A 17997-nucleotide genomic window follows, 5' to 3' on the forward strand; every position below is an offset into this window, starting at 1 on the left:
CAATTGAGTTTGAGCTTTAGCGTTGCAGTGTTACATTTAGTTACATTGAACCTAATTTAATATGAGAAGAAACAATGGCAGGTGCAAGTTTATTAACGTTACTTGATGACATTGCGACGGTTTTAGATGACGTTGCTTTGATGTCTAAAGTGGCTGCCAAAAAAACGGCTGGCGTGCTTGGAGACGACCTCGCGCTCAATGCCCAGCAAGTGTCAGGGGTAGCGGCTGAGCGAGAAATTCCGGTAGTCTGGAGTGTGGCGAAAGGCTCGTTTCGCAACAAGCTGATACTGGTTCCAGCCGCGCTATTAATCAGCGCTTTCATCCCTTGGCTTATTATGCCTTTACTGCTAATTGGTGGTTTGTTTTTGTGCTACGAGGGCGCAGAAAAGATCATTGAGAAGTTCACCCATCAACCGAATGAAAGTGAAGATAAAACCATTGAAACGACGCTTTCTATCGAAGAGTATGAACGTAATAAGATCGCTGGAGCAATCCGTACCGACTTTATTTTATCCGCCGAGATTATTGTCATTGCACTGGGTACGGTTCAGGGACAGTCAACGACAACTCAAATATTGGTTGTGAGCTTAATCGCTGTGCTTATGACGATAGGTGTCTACGGGCTAGTGGCTGGAATTGTAAAGCTCGATGATCTGGGTTTTTACCTAGAACGTTGCTCGCAAGGGCGAGGGCTTCGTTCCGCATTGGGGCGCGGATTGATCACTTTTGCACCAAAGTTAATGAAAGCATTGGCGGTGATAGGAACTGCGGCAATGTTTTTGGTTGGCGGTGGCATCGTTGTCCATAACGTTCCAGCCATTCACCACTGGATTGAACCCATTATCATGGACATCCCAAATCTGTCATTAGCAAAAGCGCTGTTTCCTTCATTGCTTAACGGCTTGATTGGTGTGGTTTGTGGTCTTGTTGTTGTGGCGATATGGCACGTGATATCGAAGCTAAAACGTTAGTCATCGATTTCTTCAGGGCTCGACAATCGAGCCCTATTCTCCGATTTCGTCACCCTCTTTGCTTTCACCCTTGGTGATTTTCTCTAGTGCCGAAGTGAGCAGCTCGCTGGTTTGTGCTCCTGAAATGAGATGCTTTCTATCAATGATAATTGCTGGAACTGCGTTAATCCCTGCTTCAAGCCACTGCTGCTCTGTTGACGCAACGGCTTGCGCCCAACTTTCATCATTGAGGATGTTACCCGCCAGCTCGATATCTAGTCCTACGGACTGAGCACATTCAATCAACACTTGTGGATCGCTGACATCTTTTGCACCTGAGAAATAGGCTTCAAACAATGCCATTTCAAGTTCAAACTGTTTATTTTCACTCTGTGACCACATCAATAACTGATGTGCTTTACGGGTGTTGTAGATTTTCATCCCATCATAAAAGTTAAACTTAAAACCCACTTCTCGGCCAAGCTGAGTAAGGGTCTCTCGTGCCGCAATACTGGCTTCTTCAGATATGCCATATTTTTCGTGTAAGTGCTCACGCAGGTTTTGGCCTTCGGTGCCCATTGCGGGATTCAATTCGAACGGATGCCAGTGGATCTCAGCTTCAATACTCTCACTGAGACTGGCAAGAGCATGCTCGAGTCGTTTGTAACCGATAATACACCATGGGCAAACGACATCTGAAACGATGTCTATTCGAATTTTGTTCATCTCAACGTCCTTCTACTACTGCTATCAATAATTATAGAGAGCTTAATGATAAGATTTGAGCATTACTTCGCAATTTGAACAGCTCTACGCCCAGTTACTACTACGTTAAAAAATGGCTTGAGGCTGAAGTCGTGGCCTGTCCTGTTTTGATAGGATAGCGAAATCAATGATGACGCCTAGCTTGCACTAGGTATATTGTTAAGGAAATCGTGATGTTAACTGCTCACGCGACAGATGTAATTTTGCATGCGTTTGACTGGCCTTATCCTCTAGTTGAACAAAGAGCTCGCCAAATTCAGCAAGCGGGCTATAAGTATGTTTTGGTCTCCCCGCCAATGAAGTCGTTAAAAAAACCGCAGGGGACAAAATGGTGGCAACGCTATCAGCCTCAAGACTATCGTGTTATTGATAATCAATTGGGCAATTCTCAACAGTTTAAGTCGATGCTTAATACCCTTAAACAGCATGGGGTTGGCATCTATGCGGATGTGGTCTTCAATCATATGGCGAATGAATCGTCAGTGCGTAATGATCTACAGTATCCATCGACTACCGACCTAGACGACTACCAAGCCAACAAAGAGTACTATCAAAATCAACGTTTGTTTGGAGATCTCTCTAAGCCACTGTTTAACCATGATGATTTTGTTGAGGCATTTGGTATTGAAGATTGGCAAGATCGTTGGCAAGTACAAAATGGACGCATTACGAGTGGTCCTAGCGACCCAGGTTTACCCACGTTACGTGTGTGTACCAATGTCATCTCGCAACAGCAGTCTTACTTAAAGGCTTTGAAGAAACTCGGAGTGAAGGGGTTTCGCATTGACGCTGCGAAACATATGACGCTAGAACATCTTAAACAGGTATGGACTGATGAAATTTGTCAGGACATACATATCTTTGGCGAAATCATTACTAGCGGTGGCGCAACTCAGCCAGAGTATGAGCTGTTCCTTGAGCCATATCTGGCTCAGACGCGGCTAGGGGCTTACGATTTTCCACTGTTTCAAACCTTGTATGACGCATTGCAGCCAAAGGGCAGTATGAAGAGTCTGGTCGACCCGTACTGTTTTGGTCAGGCACTCTCTGAGACGCGAGCGATCACGTTCGCAATTACTCATGACATACCCAATAACGATGTGTTTGCGAATTTGGTGATGACCCAAGCGCAAGAATGGTTGGCTTATTGCTATCTATTGGGACGAGATGGTGGTGTTCCGCTTATTTATACCGATCTGGATACCAGTGGCATTCATGGCAAAGATCAGCAACCGCGTTGGCTTAATACGTGGAATGATCCGCAGATGCTTGCAGCAATTGATTTCCACAATCGTATGCACGCTAAACCGATGACCATGATTGAGGCTGGTGATGATCTACTGGTCTTCGCTCGAGGAGAAGAAGGTATGGTTATTCTCAATAAATCGGTCAGAGCTAAAACCGTTGAACTAAGCAGCAGCGCAACTTGGATTGATCTACTGACAAAGCAGACGTTCCTTTCTAAGGCTGGCATCTGTCATCTAGATGTGCCAGCACAAAGCGCACGGATGTTAATTACGGATTAATACAATAGGCGCACCAGTTACGGTGCGCCTTACTCTTTCTTGGTTGGGATTAGACGGTAAATTTGTTCAAAATACTGTCTTGTTCGCGAATGTTTTCGGTTTGAGCCTGCATGGCAATGTTGGCATTATTTGCGGCTTCTGCAACCTGAGTGGACAAGTCTTTGATCTTCACTGTGTTGTTGTTTATCTCTTCGGCGACTAAGCTTTGCTCTTCGGCGGCTGAAGCGATCTGAATGTTCATGTCACTGATTCGCTGAATGGCATCGCGAATGCTTTCGAGTGCTCTGTTGGCCTCCTGAGCTCTCTCGACAGCGGTGCTAGCCGTTGTTTTACTCATATTCATGGCATTCGACACAGACGTTGCCCCTGCCTGTAATTGCTCAATCATGTTACGGATTTCCGTGGTAGATTCCTGAGTTCGTTGCGCGAGCGTGCGAACTTCATCAGCCACGACCGCAAAACCACGCCCCGATTCACCGGCGTTGCAGATTCTAGGACTTTAACTTCCTCGACCGCCTCATCAATTTTCTGAGAAAGATTGTCGATAGCACTGGTTGTTTCGCTGACAACAGATGTCCCGATACTGGTTGCATCATCGGCTTCTTTTGCCGCAGCCGCAGCCCCTTGAGCATTGTTGGCGACATCGCCTGACGTGGTGGCCATTTCATGCATCGCGGTGGCCAACTGTTCCAGTTCGTGAAGTTGGTCTTGCAGTGCTGAAGCCGATTCTTGCAAGCCGACAGAAGTCATTTCTGAACCTCGCAAAATTTCCGAACCGATCGCTTTAGACTGAGTAATCAGTTGCTGGAGCTGGCTGGTAAAATCGTTAAACCCACTGGCGAGGATAGAGAACTCTTTGTCAGTCTTGGTATCAAGACGTTGCGTCAGATCCCCTTGACCAGAAGCTACGTCCTGAATGGCATCGCTGAGCGAATCGAGAGGGCGCATCAATGTTTTGATCAAAACCAAAAGGATGACGATACTGATAACCAATGCAATCACCGTGTAGATGATGGAGCTGTTTCTCAGGTCAGCAAGAGATTGATATGCGATCTCTTCATCAAGTACTACACCAATATACCAATCTTCGCCGGGCACTTTGGCGAAGTCGAGAGTGTACTCTTTACCATCGATAATGGCTTCTTGGGGCTGGTCTTTAATCTGTGTATCGCCTAAGTACTCTTTCATAGGCTTACCATTTAACGCTGTCGTTGGGTGCGCAATGGTTGTGCCATCACCAGAGACGATAAACACGTACCCCGCGTTAAACAGATCGACCTTGTTAACCAGTTCAGCGAGTGCGGCCAAGCTCACGTCATAAAATATCGCACCAATAAATTTACCGTTATCTCGCACTGGGGTGGCGATCGAAACCAGTATTTCACCCGTGCCTGAATCTGCGTATGGCGCGGTAATGATGAGCTTTCCAGAGTTTTTTGCGTCAATATACCATGGTCTGACACGGGGATCCCAACCTGCACCAGGGTCCCATGATGCTTCATTACCTATGTGTGAACCGTCGCTTTCAAACCCTAACCCAGCAAGGAGGAAAGTCTCTTTTATCACAGGTCGGGTGATAACCTCGGAAATAGCGTCAGGTGAAAGGTCAAGCTCAAGCATACTTGTGGCATAAGAGGCTATCGCTTTACGAGCATTAATTTCAGATGCGGTCGTGTCTCGGACACCGTTAACGATTTCGGTGACGCTAGAAGTAACCTGAGATTTCACTTCACTTCGAACAATATAGTATTGCTGAAGAGTCAGAAGTGTAACAGTCGCTAAAAGCAGGACAGACGAAGCGGCCACAATCTTATGGCTAAATTTCATTTCATGATCCTCATAACTATAGATAAACTCTTTATTTATAGATCTATAGTTATGAAATGAGTATTCAGCCAGAAAAAACTAAAACTTTTCTATCAGTTAAAGGCCGAGTATGGTTTTCTCTAATCCCGTCAACAACGATTCGTTACCATCAAATAGCGTCGAGACAACTTGTGCGCGTTTTTTACCAGACTTCATCTGCTTACATGCCTCTCTAACCGTTAGGACTAATTGGAGTTCATTGGCTAATGAAGAAGTTTGATTCACTTTCCAGTGATTGATTTTCTGGCTGAGTTTGCTCTCTTTTAGAACCGGTTTTAAAGAGGTGAGTTCTTGGCGTAAAACCGCCAGCAAGTCGAGTTGTGCTTCGCGTTTGGCGACGAGTGTTGCGAGTCGATTAAGCACGGCTGCCATTAACTCGTTGAGCTCAACATATCCACCTTGCTTAGGTAATTGAGACGTGACACGTGACGACACTTGTACAGAACGAACGAGGGTTTTCGGCGTATAAGTTATCGCTGTCAGGGCGTCGAAAGGTAACCAGAAAGATTGTCCCGCTTCTACTGCATATTCTTGTTTACCGAGTTTAACCAATGCCAAGCCCTTCTCAACGCAAATAAGCTGATGTTTCAGCAGTTTTTTTCGTGATGTAGAAACAAGGAAGTCGTATAGCTCAGATTGGAAAGAGATTGCGTAGTGCATGGTGTCGCTCATCGGTAAAGGGGCGCTAAGATTAACGCTTATTGTTAAAAAAGCCAACTTTGTGGAAGGTATCGCCCAATTTCCGATAAAGAGTCTGGTCTGACCTTGGCGATTCTGCGAGAACTGTAGCTGCTAAGAACCATTTCTCAGCGTAGAATAGTGCGGCTTTTTACCTAACGAACAGAATAATGACGACAAACACAGACCCTTTTATTGAGATTCGTCCTTACAATGACGATGAAATTCCCGCGGCAATTGACCGCTTAGTTAATGATGAAGAATTCATCAGTGCGATTTTACAGCACCGCTTTTCAAACCATGCTGGTTGGTTTAAAACCTTAATGTCGCCAGTGGTTAAGATATACCTGAAGATGAAATGGTCCAAGCTCAAGTCGGTTGAGACCATACAACTTGAGGTTAAGAAGTATCTAGATCAAACCCTTAAGTCCACAACTCGAGGCGTGACTTACAGTGGTCTGGATAATTTAGACACAGAGCAGGCTTACCTGTTTGTTTCTAACCATCGTGATATCGCGATGGATCCTGCTCTGGTTAACTATGGTCTGTTCAAAAATGGCCATAAGACAGTCCGTATTGCTATCGGTGACAACCTGCTGAAAAAGCCTTGTGCGACTGAGCTGATGAAGCTCAACAAAAGCTTTATTGTTAAACGTTCAGCGAAAGGCCCTCGCGAAATGATGAAGGCCCTCGGTACTTTGTCTGGGTATATCAAACACTCTTTGGATACTGGTCACTCAATCTGGATCGCTCAGAAAGAAGGCCGCGCAAAAGATGGTAACGATTTTACCGATCCAGCAATCTTAAAAATGTTCCACGTCGAAGGTCGAAAGCTCAAGCTCTCATTTCCTGACTACATTAAGACGCTAAAAATTGTTCCGGTTTCTATCTCTTACGAAAACGACCCATGTGATATTGCGAAAGCCATCGAGTTGCATGCTAAAGATTCTGTCGGCAGTTACGAAAAAGGCGAGTTTGAAGATATTGAAAGCATTATCCAAGGTATTGTTGGCGATAAAGGACACGTGCATGTCGCATTTGGTGATGTGATTGAGCAGGACTTTGAAACACCTGAAGCACTGGCTCAAGAAATTGATCGTCAGATTCATGCTAACTACAAGCTATTCCCAATCAATGAGCTTGCTGCGGGCAATGAACAAGTGGATGAACAGGTCAAAAAGACGTTTGCCGAAAAGTTGAACTTACTACCAAAGGATGCCCAGCCTTATTTGGTTGCCAGTTATGCCAACCCAGTAAAGAACCGCCCATAGTGGCTAGGCGTTGAGTTTTTAAAGCCTCATGCTCTGCATGGGGCTTTTTTATTTGGCTGAGGCTAGGGAGCAACGGCTCCACCCAACGTTAAGTTTGTTGGCCACTTAGTAATGCGATTGCCACCGAGGAAAATATTCCCTTTTACCGTCATCGTTTCGGGAAACTGAGTGATCTTCGAACCGCTTATAACGCTAGAGCAGGTCAATGACAATGACAAGCAAAGTCAAAAAAACGGGCACAAGCGCCCGTTTTATAAAGAATAAATCACTGATTATCGTGCTAGCGATCGAGTTTTTAACTCAAAAATCAGTTTCTCTGCACTCACTTCAAATTTAAAACGAGCGGTTAACTCTGATGATTCGTCATCAATTGGCGTTACTTCGTGCTCTACATTCGCGCACACTTGCTGAGCGAGTTGAATGTACTTGTTTAGCTCAGCTTCTAAAAGGGTTTTACCTGCTGCATAGATGGTTACTTCAGCAACATCATCGCCTTCTTTAATGATGAAACCCATTTCGCCTGCGCAGCCACATGCCTCACATACTTGATCTTGTTCGGTACTCATTTAGACATCCTCCTACAAATAATGTGGCTATATTAGCGAGTTATTTGATGTTTATCCATAAAAAGCACTGTGTCAGGTTTCAGTGAAAGCGCAGCATGATATGTTGACAGTTGAGTAATTTTTAATCTTTTGTTCGATAATAGTTCTTGTTTGACTGTGAGGTAGATCAACTAATGACGAAAATACGTGTCATTAGTTTGTCAGAATGCCATTCAGTTCGTTGTCAGAACTAACAATTTGTAAGATTATCGATAGCTCACAATTATATTAAAAAAAATAATGCCTTGTGGGTTATAGAAACACACAAAGTGTCTCTATAAATAATTAGCTTGCACAACAATTAGGTAGTTCATGCGGTTTAGCCGTTGTTTGATCTTTGTGTTTCATAAGAGACATGGTTTCTATTGTTACATGACGGGTTGAAGTGAAAGCTAGTCACTTGGCGTCAATAATTGACTCAATATGAGTTTAGACGGATTTACAGAGAGAAGAGCCTGAACATGCCAAAGCGTAGTAAAGAAGATACCGAAATCACGATTCAGAAAATCATGGATGCGGTTGTTGATCAGCTTTTGCGTCTCGGTTATGACAAAATGTCGTACACCACACTGAGCCAGCAAACTGGTGTTTCGAGAACCGGCATCAGCCACCATTTTCCGAAGAAGACCGATTTCACCGCCGCACTAGATGGTCGAATCTTCAAGATGTTTGTTGACCACGTAGAGTTCGATAATGGGTTGGATGCCTTTTCATCGAGTTGGATCGCAGCGTTGGATAATGAAGAGTTTCGTGCCATCCTTCGCTTGCTTTTTCACCATATTGTTACATCTCAGAGCACACACGAGTTTGCAAGCAATGGCATTGACCGCTTGTACAAGATGGCTGAAACACAATTCGGTGAGGGTAGTGCGAAAGAACTGGAGTGGTTAATTGGTAAATCACTCATTCGTATGGCTAAATAGCCAATCGTTAAAGCCTTCTTCGGAAGGCTTTTTGGTCTTAAATTCGCCACTTCTCTTCTTCTCTCTCCTAACTCGATACGTTTTCTTATTGAGCGGCAAGATTTAGTCACCCAGCAACTGAGTCAGCAAAACTATTTTTAGCAATGTGAGTGCATTTGTAGAGCGCCAATTTTCACGTGGTCTACCATTAAAATGTTGCTAATTAATTTTTTTGTAACTGTTTGGCTAATAAAGCATCAATGCGCTGTATTTGGTAACTCGGTGGTCTGCTACACTGTGATTGTTACAACAACCAATAGAGGAGTAGGTGTACGCATGACTTTTCCCGTCCTTATATGCGATGACTCCGCTTTAGCGAGAAAGCAAATGGCTCGCTCACTGCCTGCTTCGCTAAATGCTGACATTTCCTTTGCTGTGCACGGCTTAGACGCTCTGGAACAGCTGGAAAAGCAAGAATTTAAATTAATGTTTCTCGACCTGACCATGCCTGAGTTGGATGGTTTTGGTACGTTAGAGGAAATTGCGAATCGAAACATCGATATCTCCGTAGTGGTGGTATCTGGTGATATTCAACCTAAAGCTAAAGAACGAGTGATGTCTCTTGGTGCTAAGGCATTTGTCCAAAAGCCCATAGATAAAGATATCCTCAATAGCGTTCTTAAACAGTTGGTTGAACCCGTTACTCAACCTCGGATTGTGACGCCCGTTTCCATCGAGCTACCCATTTTGCGTCGTCGAGATGTCTATATGGAGGTCGCTAACGTCGCGATTGGTCGCGCTGCTGATGCGCTTGCGCGACATTTCGATGTGTTTGTTCACTTACCGCTACCCAACGTCAATATTTTTGAAGTGAGTGAACTTCACATGGCGTTGCGAGATCTCGCCGAAAACGATCAGGTTTCTGGTGTTTGCCAAGGCTTTAGTGGTGAGGGGATTGCCGGAGAAGCGTTAGTTTTACTTAGTGATTCGAGTGTTTCTGATCTCAAGAAATTGATGAAAGTTCCCGCTGATAGTGAAGAGCTCGAAGAGCTGGAACTGCTTATGGATGTGTCAAACATACTCGTGGGCTCTTTTCTCAATGGCCTTGGCCAACAAGCAGAAGTACGTTTTTTCCAAAGCTCACCCGTCCTGCTGGGGCAGCATATTTCTATCGATTCGGTCATTTCTTCCACTTCAGGATCGTTTAAGAAAACCATGACATTTGAAGTCAGCTACAACATTGATGGCACTTCAATTCGTTGTGATTTGTTGTTTATGTTTGTCGACGAGTCTTTGCCGTTGCTAGATAACAAACTCGCTTATTTGATGGAGGACTTCTGATGTTAAATCTTCCAGCTGAATTTGAGCAATTCCATTGGATGGTCGATATGGTACAGAATGTCGACTTAGGACTGGTCGTTCTCGACAAAGATCATAACGTTCAGGTTTGGAACGGCTTCATGACTCATCATAGTGGTGTACAAGCACATGATGCGATAGGTAAGTCCTTGTTTGAGCTCTTCCCTGAGATTCCTCAGGAGTGGTTCAGATTGAAAACCAAACCAGTCTATGATTTAGGCTGTCGAAGCTTTATCACTTGGCAACAACGCCCTTACTTGTTTAAGTGCCGCAATGTACGCCCAGTGACTCAGCAAGCAGATTTTATGTACCAGAACATCACGCTTAATCCGATGCGAACCCCAACAGGGGAAATCCGATCCTTGTTTCTTTCAATTCAAGACGCGACCGCAGAAGCTCTGGTGTCAATAAATCAATAATTTGCCAATAACGCCAAGGAACTTCTTGGCGTTGTCGTCTAAGCTATAGAGTCGATTCCAGTCAAGATACACACTATGAAACTCTCTATCCCTAGTTCACTTTTTACTGGCCAACAAGTTAAACGAGGCGAACAACGTGCTGCGCAACTCGCCGGCGTAGAGATGTACACCTTGATGCAACGTGCGGGCGGTTCGGCTTATGACTTGCTCAAGCGACTCTATCCTCAAGCCTCACGTTTGTTGATACTCGTTGGTAGTGGCAATAATGGTGGAGATGGTTTCGTTGTGGCCAAACTCGCTCAAGCGGATGGCATGAACGTCACCGTAGCGCTATACGGGGACGAGTCCAAGCTCGCGGGGGATGCGCTGAAGGCTAAGCAAGAGTGGCTGAACTGCGGCGGAGAGTTTACCTCTCTTGAGTCTCTTGACCTAGAGAGGCTCGATGTTGAAGTGGTGGTGGATGGTTTGCTGGGGACGGGGCTTTCGGGCGATGTTCGACTACCACTCCAGAATCAGATTGAGCGCGTAAATCATCTTGATCTGCCTACCTTATCAATTGATCTTCCGTCAGGTCTGTGCAGTGATACGGGACGTGTGCTCGGCAAAGCGATACGCGCCAATCACACCATAACGTTTATCGGTGTAAAACAGGGTTTGATGACGGGACAGGCGCGTGAGGTAACAGGGCAAATCCACTTCGCAGGATTGGGGGTAGACGGAGAATTTCTTCAGTGTGAAAAAGCGTCTAGCTCTCTGCTCGATATCGATGAGATGCGTGACGTATTGCCGCGTCGCAAACCCACAGCCCATAAGGGGCATCATGGGCCAGGGTTAGGCAAGGATGAGTGGGCGCAAGAAATTTATCGAGCAACGGTCTGTGTCGACAAGCCCAAAATCGTTGACGCCGATGGACTCAACCTGTTGGCTTTTGACTGCCATCGGGATCCGTTACGAATTATTACACCGCATCCTGGAGAAGCCGCAAGATTGCTGCAATGCAGTGTCAAGCAAGTGGAGCAAGATCGATTCTCGGCAGTGCGTGAGTTGCAAGCGAAGTTTGGCGGTGTCGTCGTCCTAAAGGGTGCTGGTACCTTGGTTTGCGACGAGACGGATATCTTTGTCTGTTATGCGGGTAATGCAGGTATGGCAACAGGTGGAATGGGCGATGTACTAACAGGGATCATCGCTGCGATGCTTGCACAAGGTCTTGGCTTGGTTGATGCCGCGAAAGTGGGAGTGCTGCTCCATAGCGCGGCGGCAGATGAACTGGCACATCAAGAAGGCCAAATTGGCTTGTTGGCGAGTGATGTGGTGCACCACTCTCGTACGGTTCTCAATAATTGGCTTTCTGACTAATAATCGAACTTTTTTCAGCCATTTCTGTGACTTCGATTGTTATTTCACGCTAATCCGTTACAATGCTTGCTCGTTCCTGAGTTGTGCATCCGTATTTGCATATAAAAGGACAAATCCTCTTGTCTTTAACGCCTTGATTTTCTAGTTAAAGATACGTTTAAAATACACGTGTTGCTTGGTGTGCAACACCACTGTAAAGGACAGTTAAATGCCTATTATTACTCTTCCTGACGGCAGTCAGCGTCAATTTGACAACCCAGTTTCTACTCTTGATGTTGCTCAATCTATCGGTCCTGGTCTTGCGAAAGCAACCATTGCTGGACGTGTAGATGGTAATCGTGTTGACGCTTGTGATCTTATTGAACAAGACGCAAGCCTAGAAATCATCACAGTAAAAGATGAAGTTGATGGTCTGGAAATCGTACGCCACTCATGCGCTCACTTGCTAGGTCATGCGATCAAGCAACTTTTCCCTGAAGCGAAAATGGCGATTGGTCCAACTATCGATAGCGGTTTCTACTACGATATCGACTTAGAGCACTCACTCACGCAAGAAGATCTTGAAAAGATTGAAAAGCGTATGCACGAGTTGGCAAAGACTAAGTACCAAGTGATCAAGAAAAAGGTCAGCTGGCAGGAAGCACGCGATGCATTTGAAGCTCGCGGTGAAACATACAAGATGGAAATCTTGGACGAAAACGTTGCACGTGATGATCGTCCAGGCTTAACGCTTAAAGCTCACCTAACTCGTTTAGAAGAAGCGGCGAAGCGCGACCACCGTAAAATCGGTAAGCAATTAGACCTATTCCACATGCAGCAAGAAGCACCTGGCATGGTGTTCTGGCATCACAATGGTTGGTCTATCTTCCGTGACCTAGAAGTATTCGTTCGTTCGAAACTAACAGAGTACGGTTACCAAGAAGTAAAAGGTCCACTTATCATGGATCGTGTTCTGTGGGAACGTTCTGGTCACTGGGACAAGTACGCAGAAGCAATGTTCACTACCTCTTCTGAAAACCGTGACTACGCACTTAAGCCGATGAACTGCCCGGGTCATGTTCAGATCTTTAACCAAGGCCTGAAATCATACCGTGATCTGCCACTTCGCATGGCTGAGTTTGGTTCATGTCACCGTAACGAGCCATCAGGCGCGCTACACGGCATTATGCGTGTTCGTGGTTTCACTCAGGATGATGCTCACATCTTCTGTACTGAAAGCCAGATTCAAGAAGAAGTGACTAGCTGTATCAAGATGGTTTACGATACATACCAAACTTTTGGTTTCGAAAACATCGTAGTTAAGCTATCTACTCGCCCTGAAAAACGTGTTGGTTCGGATGAGATCTGGGATCAATCTGAAGAAGCGCTGAAGCAATCTCTTGAAGCGATGGACATTCCATACGAAATTCAAGAAGGCGAGGGAGCATTCTACGGACCTAAGATTGAATTCACGCTGCATGACTGTCTAGACCGCGCATGGCAATGTGGTACAGTTCAGCTAGACTTCAACCTACCGGGTCGTCTAGGTGCTACCTACGTGGATGAAAATAATGAGCGCCAAGTGCCAGTGATGATTCACCGTGCGATTCTGGGCTCACTAGAGCGATTCATCGGTATTTTGATCGAAGAATACTACGGCTTCTTCCCAACTTGGTTATCGCCAGAACAGGCTGTAATCATGAATATCACTGACAAACAGTCAGATTATGTTCAGGAAGTGGCACAAAAACTACAAAAATGTGGAATTAGAGCTAAAGCGGACTTGAGAAATGAGAAGATTGGCTTTAAAATCCGCGAACATACTTTGAAGCGTGTACCGTATATCTATCGCTTTAGTAGAATCTTTCCCTAAGAAGATCGAAGGTCGTCAAATGATCATGGTTCTTGCCCCTAAGAAGAAGTAATTAACGGCTTTGCAAGTAATTAACCCTGCCGTTGTTAAAACGGCGGGGTTTGTTCGCCCTAATTACTATTGTTTATACAACTCAACAATGCGGAGTTATTCATCATGCCTAAGATGAAAACCAACAAAGGTGCTGCTAAGCGTTTTAAGAAAACTGCTGGTGGTATTAAGTACAAGCACGCTACAAAACGTCACATCCTGACTAAGCGTACTACTAAGAACAAGCGTCAGCTACGTCCAAATGCAATCCTTCCTAAGTGTGAAGTGGCTGCAGTAATTCGTATGCTACCATACGCATAATTCTTTTTAGTTTATTAATCGTTTAGTTTAGGAGAAGCATAATGCCTCGCGTAAAACGTGGTGTACAAGCTCGTGCACGTCATAAGAAAGTTCTAAAACAAGCTAAAGGTTACTATGGTGCACGTTCACGTGTTTACCGCGTAGCTTTCCAAGCAGTTACTAAAGCTGGTCAATACGCTTACCGTGACCGTCGCAACAAGAAACGTCAATTCCGTCAACTATGGATTGCACGTATCAACGCTGCATCTCGTCAAAATGGTCTATCTTACAGCCGTTTCATCAACGGTCTTAAGAAAGCATCTATCGAGATCGACCGTAAGATCCTTGCTGACATCGCGGTATTCGACAAAGCTGCATTTGCAGTTCTAGTTGAAAAGGCGAAAGCTGCTCTTTAATTAGAGTTAGTGATTAGGATTAAGAAAAGGGGAGCTTAGGCTCTCCTTTTTTATGCCCGCTTCTATTGCCGTGCGCTTTACGGCTCTCTGTATCGACGTTGCATTAATATGATGTCTCCGCAGCTCTCCGGAGTAAGGATCGGCTGTTAAGCGATGAGAAGGGAATAAAAAGTGCCAATTAAAATCTAACTCTGCCTGCGGGAACTTTCTTTGTAGGGAAGGGCTAATGTGCACACCAGCATAACCCGCCGAGTGAATGTCTTTTTTGTAATATCGCAATGCGAGGCTTTGCTGTTCTCTTAGCAGTGGAATGGCTTCAACGGCCAAAGTGACGATGCGATTTTTGCCTCCTTTCCCTTGCCAGACGCGTAGAGCCTTGTAATCGAAATCGATATCTTGGACCCGCAGGCGGACGCACTCCATTACACGTAAACCAGACCCATAGAGCAGCATAATGGGCAGTCGATAGCGTGGGTCTAGTTGGTTAAAGAAGCGACGAGCTTCCTGCTTTGTGAGAACAATGGGGAGTTTTCGATCTAGCGAAGATTTTTGGAACTTCATCTCGACAGAAAGGGGAGTTCGAAAATAGTCACGATAGAGGAAACAGACAGCATTGAGTGCCAATGCCTGTGTTTTAGCGGCGACGTTTTTCTCGACCGCGAGGTAGGTTAAAAAGTCTTCTACGTGCTGTTCATTTAACTTTGAGGGATGAACCTTGCCGTTAAAGACGATGTATTTTGTGATCCACAGTAAGTAGGCCTCGATGGTTTTGGCCGAATAATGGCGAGCATACATGTGCTCTTTTACGCTAAGCAAAAACTGACTTTTCAACCTAGACCCCGACAGTGATTCGACTGATGTTATGTACAGTCCTCTTCTATTCGCACTGTTTCAATAATTAGTCGACACTTTGCCGCCTAATTGCGAAGTAGCCGACACAAGCTCAACCAATTAATCCATTATTTTCATACTTTTATGTGATAGTATTTTGAAATAGTGAGCGATTAAGCATGCAACGTATAAACCGATTAGTAGTGCACTTTGCCTGCTAATAAGCGTTAGGTGAATAATCGACATTTACCATGGTTGGTAATAATGAAGGGTATATAAAATGGTGCACAATAGAACTTGTGGTTGTAGGAACTGTTTTGAAATTAATTATCCTGATAGACCGAACCCTCACATTAGGAGTTTTGGTTACAGAGCCAAAACTCCTAAAGTAAGTCATGTAGCACTGGAGAGTGTAAAACCCTATGGGTGGCTAGAAAAAGAAAGTGTTACTTTTTGCACCGAATGTTGGTGGTGTGGGACTCCTGTTTATTTCCACCGAAATACAAATGGTGGCTGCGTTTTATTTGATAGCTTGGGTTCTCCGTGGGCTGTACATGATTGTTGGGAAAAACATCGAGAGCAGAAGACAGAAGCTGTTCATGAGTTAGTCACCAAACGGATAACTCAGTTACAAGACACAGGAGTAAACGGAATTGAGTTCTCAAAAGCAAATGGAAACTCAATTCAAGGTTTTATAATCAGCGTAGATCGTAGTCGTAAGATTTTGCCGGAGCCTAGTCGAATGTCCGATAAGTCATCGCGTATGGTGTATGTAGTTTTTAAAACTGTGTCTGGAGAGTACTTAAAGTTATTTGCTCCTGAGTCATACGTTGAAGATATTACAAAATTCTCTTACGTTCGCCTTTCTATTGAGTTTGTACGAAAGAGCAATGAACTTGTTCTCAACTGTATTAGAAAACTTACGGAGATTAGAGTCGAAGATACGGATGGCAAAGAGTTACAGATTAACTATGACTACCAGTCAATTGCAGCTAAGCCGTGGACGATCCAAAGTAAATAATTAACCTAACAATAAATTTAAGAGTGATTCACAACGCTTGGCGCCCTCACTTCAATGGCAATTTTTTGCTCGAAATTTAGCACTGTCCAGTCTCTATTTCCGTATTGCCGAAGAAGAGTATTGTAGTTGTCTTGAGTCTGAAGATGTAGACACCTCGGAACTACCCATGGATGAAGTTGCATTAATTTCTGATAAGTCGACTCGCTCAGCAGTTGGTGGTAGCGTTGTTCACACCTTAATTTGGCGTTAGGCGATTGGAGAGGGAACGTGAAACATATATTAAAGGAACATAGGCAAGATTTTAGTGAAATACGTAAACTGTGTCTTATATGCCATGGGCTCGATTACACGACTAGTAGCCTTTCTTCTACTAACTCGAGACTGAAAGTATCCGAAGCAACTGAGGGAGCTATTCAGAACTTAGTATCTAGCTATCTGTTAAATCTAGCAATCGCAATAAGAGTCAATTTATACCAGAATAAAATCGAGTTTAAAGACATTGAGCTTCCCGAATCAGGTACGCTTTATTACGACAAGGAACTTATACCCCTGATCATTGAAAATGCTTGATTTTATTTAGAATCAGGATCATGCTACGAACCATGAAAATTACACTGACTCCTCATCTTCGCATTCATGAATCAACCGTTGCACGCCACCTTAGTGACTACGTTCTTTCTGAAAAACTTAAGCCTGAAAATGGCGGAAGCCAAAGCAAGCTTTCTGCTACTCAAACCATGCACCTAATCGAGCATTTGACTGAGAAAACCTATTCTCACACTCATCAAATTGTCGCCTACGTTAAAGAGGCATTTGGACTTGATTATACGGTCTCTGGTATGAACAAATGGCTTCACCACAATGGCTTTAGCTACAAGCAACCGAAAGGCGTTCCACACAAGTTTGATAAAGCAAAACAGCAAGCATTCATAGGTTGCTGTTGCTGTGCTTTACGTACTATGTCGAGATTCTGTTTGGCATCTTTGTGATCAGGTTGTTCTGTTAAGATCTGTTCATACATCTTGGCGGCTTGGTCAAGTTGACCATTCTGAGCATAGGCATTGGCGAGGTTGTATCTTTGCTCTAGTTCTTGAGCACCTTGCAAGGAGTTAATGGCAGCCGAAAAATCACCAGCCTGATATTGGGCAATGCCTTTCCATTGACTATCTTCAAATAGTTCGGCAGCCTCCGCATACTCTTGTTTGTTATACATCTCCATCGCTCTTTGATTGTCATTGAGCCAAGGGCTGGCAAGCGCTGGCTTAGGCGACAAAGCTGGCAACAGTATCAGTGTAGCGGCGAAAAATACACCACGTCTAAATACGAGCAGCGCAGGAATAACAAGGAGAGGCAGCAGCCAATAGCCTTGATTGATTTGTTCTGAAATCGTTTGATTGGCTAACGATGTGCTGGTGCCATCGACACGGGAAGTCGCCAGAACAATACTCTCTACGTCACTGTTTGTCACCTGAACGGGTACAAAGTAGCCGTCCAACTGAGAAGCTAGCGCTCGCATATTGTCGAAGTTGGCTTTTGCTACTACAGGTTGTCCGCTGCTACCGGTCATGAGAGAACCATCAGCAAGCTTGATAGGTGCGCCCGAACGAGTGCCGACCCCCAAAATAACGAGTCGCCATGGCGTACCGGCTAACTGTTTGGAGATTTCTCGTTGCTCTAGATCATCGATATCATCTGTTATCAATATGATGTCACCGGAGGCCAAGCCAGTATTGGTCATCATTTCGATCGCGAGCTTTATTCCTGCAGCGGCATCGGCGCCTGGATATGGCATCAGGTCAGGGGATAGATTTGGCAGTAAATTGGCGATGGTTTTACTGTCACTAGTCATG

The 17997-nt window shown here is 44.7% G+C and carries 16 protein-coding genes and 3 pseudogenes; 13 read left to right on the forward strand and 6 right to left on the reverse strand.

All coding sequences use genetic code 11. The annotated features are described in order from the left end of the window. Positions 1-74: 74 nt before the first annotated feature. On the forward strand, positions 75-971 hold the full coding sequence (locus DA100_RS17110; RefSeq protein WP_138973233.1) for a DUF808 domain-containing protein: 897 nt from the start codon (positions 75-77) through the stop codon (positions 969-971). 33 nt (positions 972-1004) lie between these two features. Here DA100_RS17110 and DA100_RS17115 read toward each other — a convergent pair whose 3' ends face one another. Continuing rightward, positions 1005-1676, reverse strand: coding sequence for a DsbA family oxidoreductase (locus DA100_RS17115; protein ID WP_138973234.1), 672 nt, complete (start codon positions 1674-1676; stop codon positions 1005-1007). A gap of 212 nt (positions 1677-1888) precedes the next feature. On the opposite strand from DA100_RS17115, the gene DA100_RS17120 reads away from it, so the two are divergent. Beyond that, complete coding sequence (locus DA100_RS17120; protein WP_138973235.1) at positions 1889-3241, forward strand: alpha-amylase family protein; 1353 nt, start codon at positions 1889-1891, stop codon at positions 3239-3241. A gap of 49 nt (positions 3242-3290) precedes the next feature. On the opposite strand, the pseudogene DA100_RS17125 reads toward DA100_RS17120, so the two are convergent. Further along, positions 3291-5068, reverse strand: a pseudogene (locus DA100_RS17125) (methyl-accepting chemotaxis protein). 96 nt (positions 5069-5164) lie between these two features. Beyond that, a complete protein-coding gene (locus tag DA100_RS17130) occupies positions 5165-5767 on the reverse strand; it encodes an AraC family transcriptional regulator (RefSeq protein ID WP_138973236.1) in 603 nt (200 codons plus the stop codon). Between the two features lie 188 nt (positions 5768-5955). Between DA100_RS17130 and DA100_RS17135 the strand changes: the two genes are divergently transcribed. Next, the gene (locus tag DA100_RS17135; RefSeq protein WP_138973237.1) at positions 5956-7056 is read left to right on the forward strand and encodes a 1-acyl-sn-glycerol-3-phosphate acyltransferase; all 1101 of its coding nucleotides are present in this window, start codon (positions 5956-5958) and stop codon (positions 7054-7056) included. Between the two features lie 272 nt (positions 7057-7328). On the opposite strand, the gene DA100_RS17140 is transcribed toward DA100_RS17135, so the two are convergent. After that, entirely contained in the window at positions 7329-7622 is a 294-nt protein-coding gene (locus DA100_RS17140) for a YfcZ/YiiS family protein (RefSeq protein ID WP_138973238.1), read from the reverse strand. A 500-nt stretch (positions 7623-8122) separates the two neighbouring features. Here DA100_RS17140 and DA100_RS17145 point away from each other — a divergent pair, with 500 nt between their 5' ends. From DA100_RS17145 to rplT, 7 genes and pseudogenes are all read left to right on the forward strand, one after another. Further along, positions 8123-8584, forward strand: coding sequence for a TetR family transcriptional regulator (locus tag DA100_RS17145; protein ID WP_138973239.1), 462 nt, complete (start codon positions 8123-8125; stop codon positions 8582-8584). Positions 8585-8899: 315 nt separating this feature from the next. Continuing rightward, positions 8900-9904 (forward strand): response regulator, encoded by a 1005-nt coding sequence (locus DA100_RS17150; protein ID WP_138973240.1) that lies wholly within the window; start codon positions 8900-8902, stop codon positions 9902-9904. Then, positions 9904-10341 carry a PAS domain-containing protein gene (locus tag DA100_RS17155; RefSeq protein WP_138973241.1) on the forward strand — a complete coding sequence of 146 codons (438 nt, stop codon included), beginning with the start codon at positions 9904-9906 and terminating at the stop codon, positions 10339-10341. The genes DA100_RS17150 and DA100_RS17155 overlap by 1 nt, the downstream gene beginning before the upstream one ends. Positions 10342-10416: 75 nt before the next feature. Further along, a complete protein-coding gene (locus DA100_RS17160) occupies positions 10417-11697 on the forward strand; it encodes an NAD(P)H-hydrate epimerase (RefSeq protein WP_138973242.1) in 1281 nt (426 codons plus the stop codon). Between the two features lie 208 nt (positions 11698-11905). After that, positions 11906-13522, forward strand: a pseudogene (thrS, locus tag DA100_RS17165) (threonine--tRNA ligase); the annotation flags it as partial. A gap of 183 nt (positions 13523-13705) precedes the next feature. Then, positions 13706-13900 carry a 50S ribosomal protein L35 gene (gene rpmI / locus DA100_RS17175; protein ID WP_005377932.1) on the forward strand — a complete coding sequence of 65 codons (195 nt, stop codon included), beginning with the start codon at positions 13706-13708 and terminating at the stop codon, positions 13898-13900. A gap of 41 nt (positions 13901-13941) precedes the next feature. Next, positions 13942-14295: a 50S ribosomal protein L20 gene (gene rplT, locus DA100_RS17180; RefSeq protein WP_004401084.1), complete on the forward strand. Its 354-nt coding sequence runs from the start codon at positions 13942-13944 to the stop codon at positions 14293-14295. 6 nt (positions 14296-14301) lie between these two features. Here rplT and DA100_RS17185 read toward each other — a convergent pair whose 3' ends face one another. After that, positions 14302-15126, reverse strand: a complete 825-nt coding sequence (locus tag DA100_RS17185) for an integron integrase (protein ID WP_138973243.1) — start codon at positions 15124-15126, stop codon at positions 14302-14304. 742 nt (positions 15127-15868) lie between these two features. Between DA100_RS17185 and DA100_RS17190 the strand changes: the two genes are divergently transcribed. The 3 genes and pseudogenes from DA100_RS17190 to DA100_RS17200 all read left to right on the forward strand — a co-directional run. Next, positions 15869-16147, forward strand: a complete 279-nt coding sequence (locus DA100_RS17190; protein ID WP_138973244.1) for a hypothetical protein — start codon at positions 15869-15871, stop codon at positions 16145-16147. A gap of 37 nt (positions 16148-16184) precedes the next feature. Continuing rightward, complete coding sequence (locus DA100_RS17195) at positions 16185-16397, forward strand: hypothetical protein (protein WP_138973245.1); 213 nt, start codon at positions 16185-16187, stop codon at positions 16395-16397. A 340-nt stretch (positions 16398-16737) separates the two neighbouring features. Continuing rightward, positions 16738-17079 (forward strand): annotated as a pseudogene (locus DA100_RS17200) (winged helix-turn-helix domain-containing protein); the annotation flags it as partial. Here DA100_RS17200 and DA100_RS17205 read toward each other — a convergent pair. Next, the coding region (locus tag DA100_RS17205) for a tetratricopeptide repeat protein (RefSeq protein ID WP_138973246.1) at positions 17019-17997 on the reverse strand (979 nt) is incomplete at its 5' end. The pseudogene DA100_RS17200 and the gene DA100_RS17205 overlap by 61 nt on opposite strands.

Source organism: Vibrio sp. Hep-1b-8 (assembly GCF_006124995.1).
In the GTDB taxonomy this organism is placed as follows: Bacteria; Pseudomonadota; Gammaproteobacteria; order Enterobacterales; family Vibrionaceae; genus Vibrio.

Bases quoted from the DNA above. Each gene is read 5' to 3' on its own strand.
- DA100_RS17110 (WP_138973233.1), top strand. From the start codon at position 75: ATGGCAGGTGCAAGTTTATTAACGTTACTTGATGACATTGCGACGGTT.
- DA100_RS17190 (WP_138973244.1), top strand. From the start codon at position 15,869: ATGTCCGATAAGTCATCGCGTATGGTGTATGTAGTTTTTAAAACTGTG.
- DA100_RS17160 (WP_138973242.1), top strand. From the start codon at position 10,417: ATGAAACTCTCTATCCCTAGTTCACTTTTTACTGGCCAACAAGTTAAA.
- DA100_RS17140 (WP_138973238.1), bottom strand. From the start codon at position 7,622: ATGAGTACCGAACAAGATCAAGTATGTGAGGCATGTGGCTGCGCAGGC.
- DA100_RS17115 (WP_138973234.1), bottom strand. From the start codon at position 1,676: ATGAACAAAATTCGAATAGACATCGTTTCAGATGTCGTTTGCCCATGG.
- rpmI (WP_005377932.1), top strand. From the start codon at position 13,706: ATGCCTAAGATGAAAACCAACAAAGGTGCTGCTAAGCGTTTTAAGAAA.
- DA100_RS17155 (WP_138973241.1), top strand. From the start codon at position 9,904: ATGTTAAATCTTCCAGCTGAATTTGAGCAATTCCATTGGATGGTCGAT.
- DA100_RS17150 (WP_138973240.1), top strand. From the start codon at position 8,900: ATGACTTTTCCCGTCCTTATATGCGATGACTCCGCTTTAGCGAGAAAG.
- DA100_RS17135 (WP_138973237.1), top strand. From the start codon at position 5,956: ATGACGACAAACACAGACCCTTTTATTGAGATTCGTCCTTACAATGAC.
- DA100_RS17145 (WP_138973239.1), top strand. From the start codon at position 8,123: ATGCCAAAGCGTAGTAAAGAAGATACCGAAATCACGATTCAGAAAATC.
- rplT (WP_004401084.1), top strand. From the start codon at position 13,942: ATGCCTCGCGTAAAACGTGGTGTACAAGCTCGTGCACGTCATAAGAAA.
- DA100_RS17130 (WP_138973236.1), bottom strand. From the start codon at position 5,767: ATGCACTACGCAATCTCTTTCCAATCTGAGCTATACGACTTCCTTGTT.
- DA100_RS17120 (WP_138973235.1), top strand. From the start codon at position 1,889: ATGTTAACTGCTCACGCGACAGATGTAATTTTGCATGCGTTTGACTGG.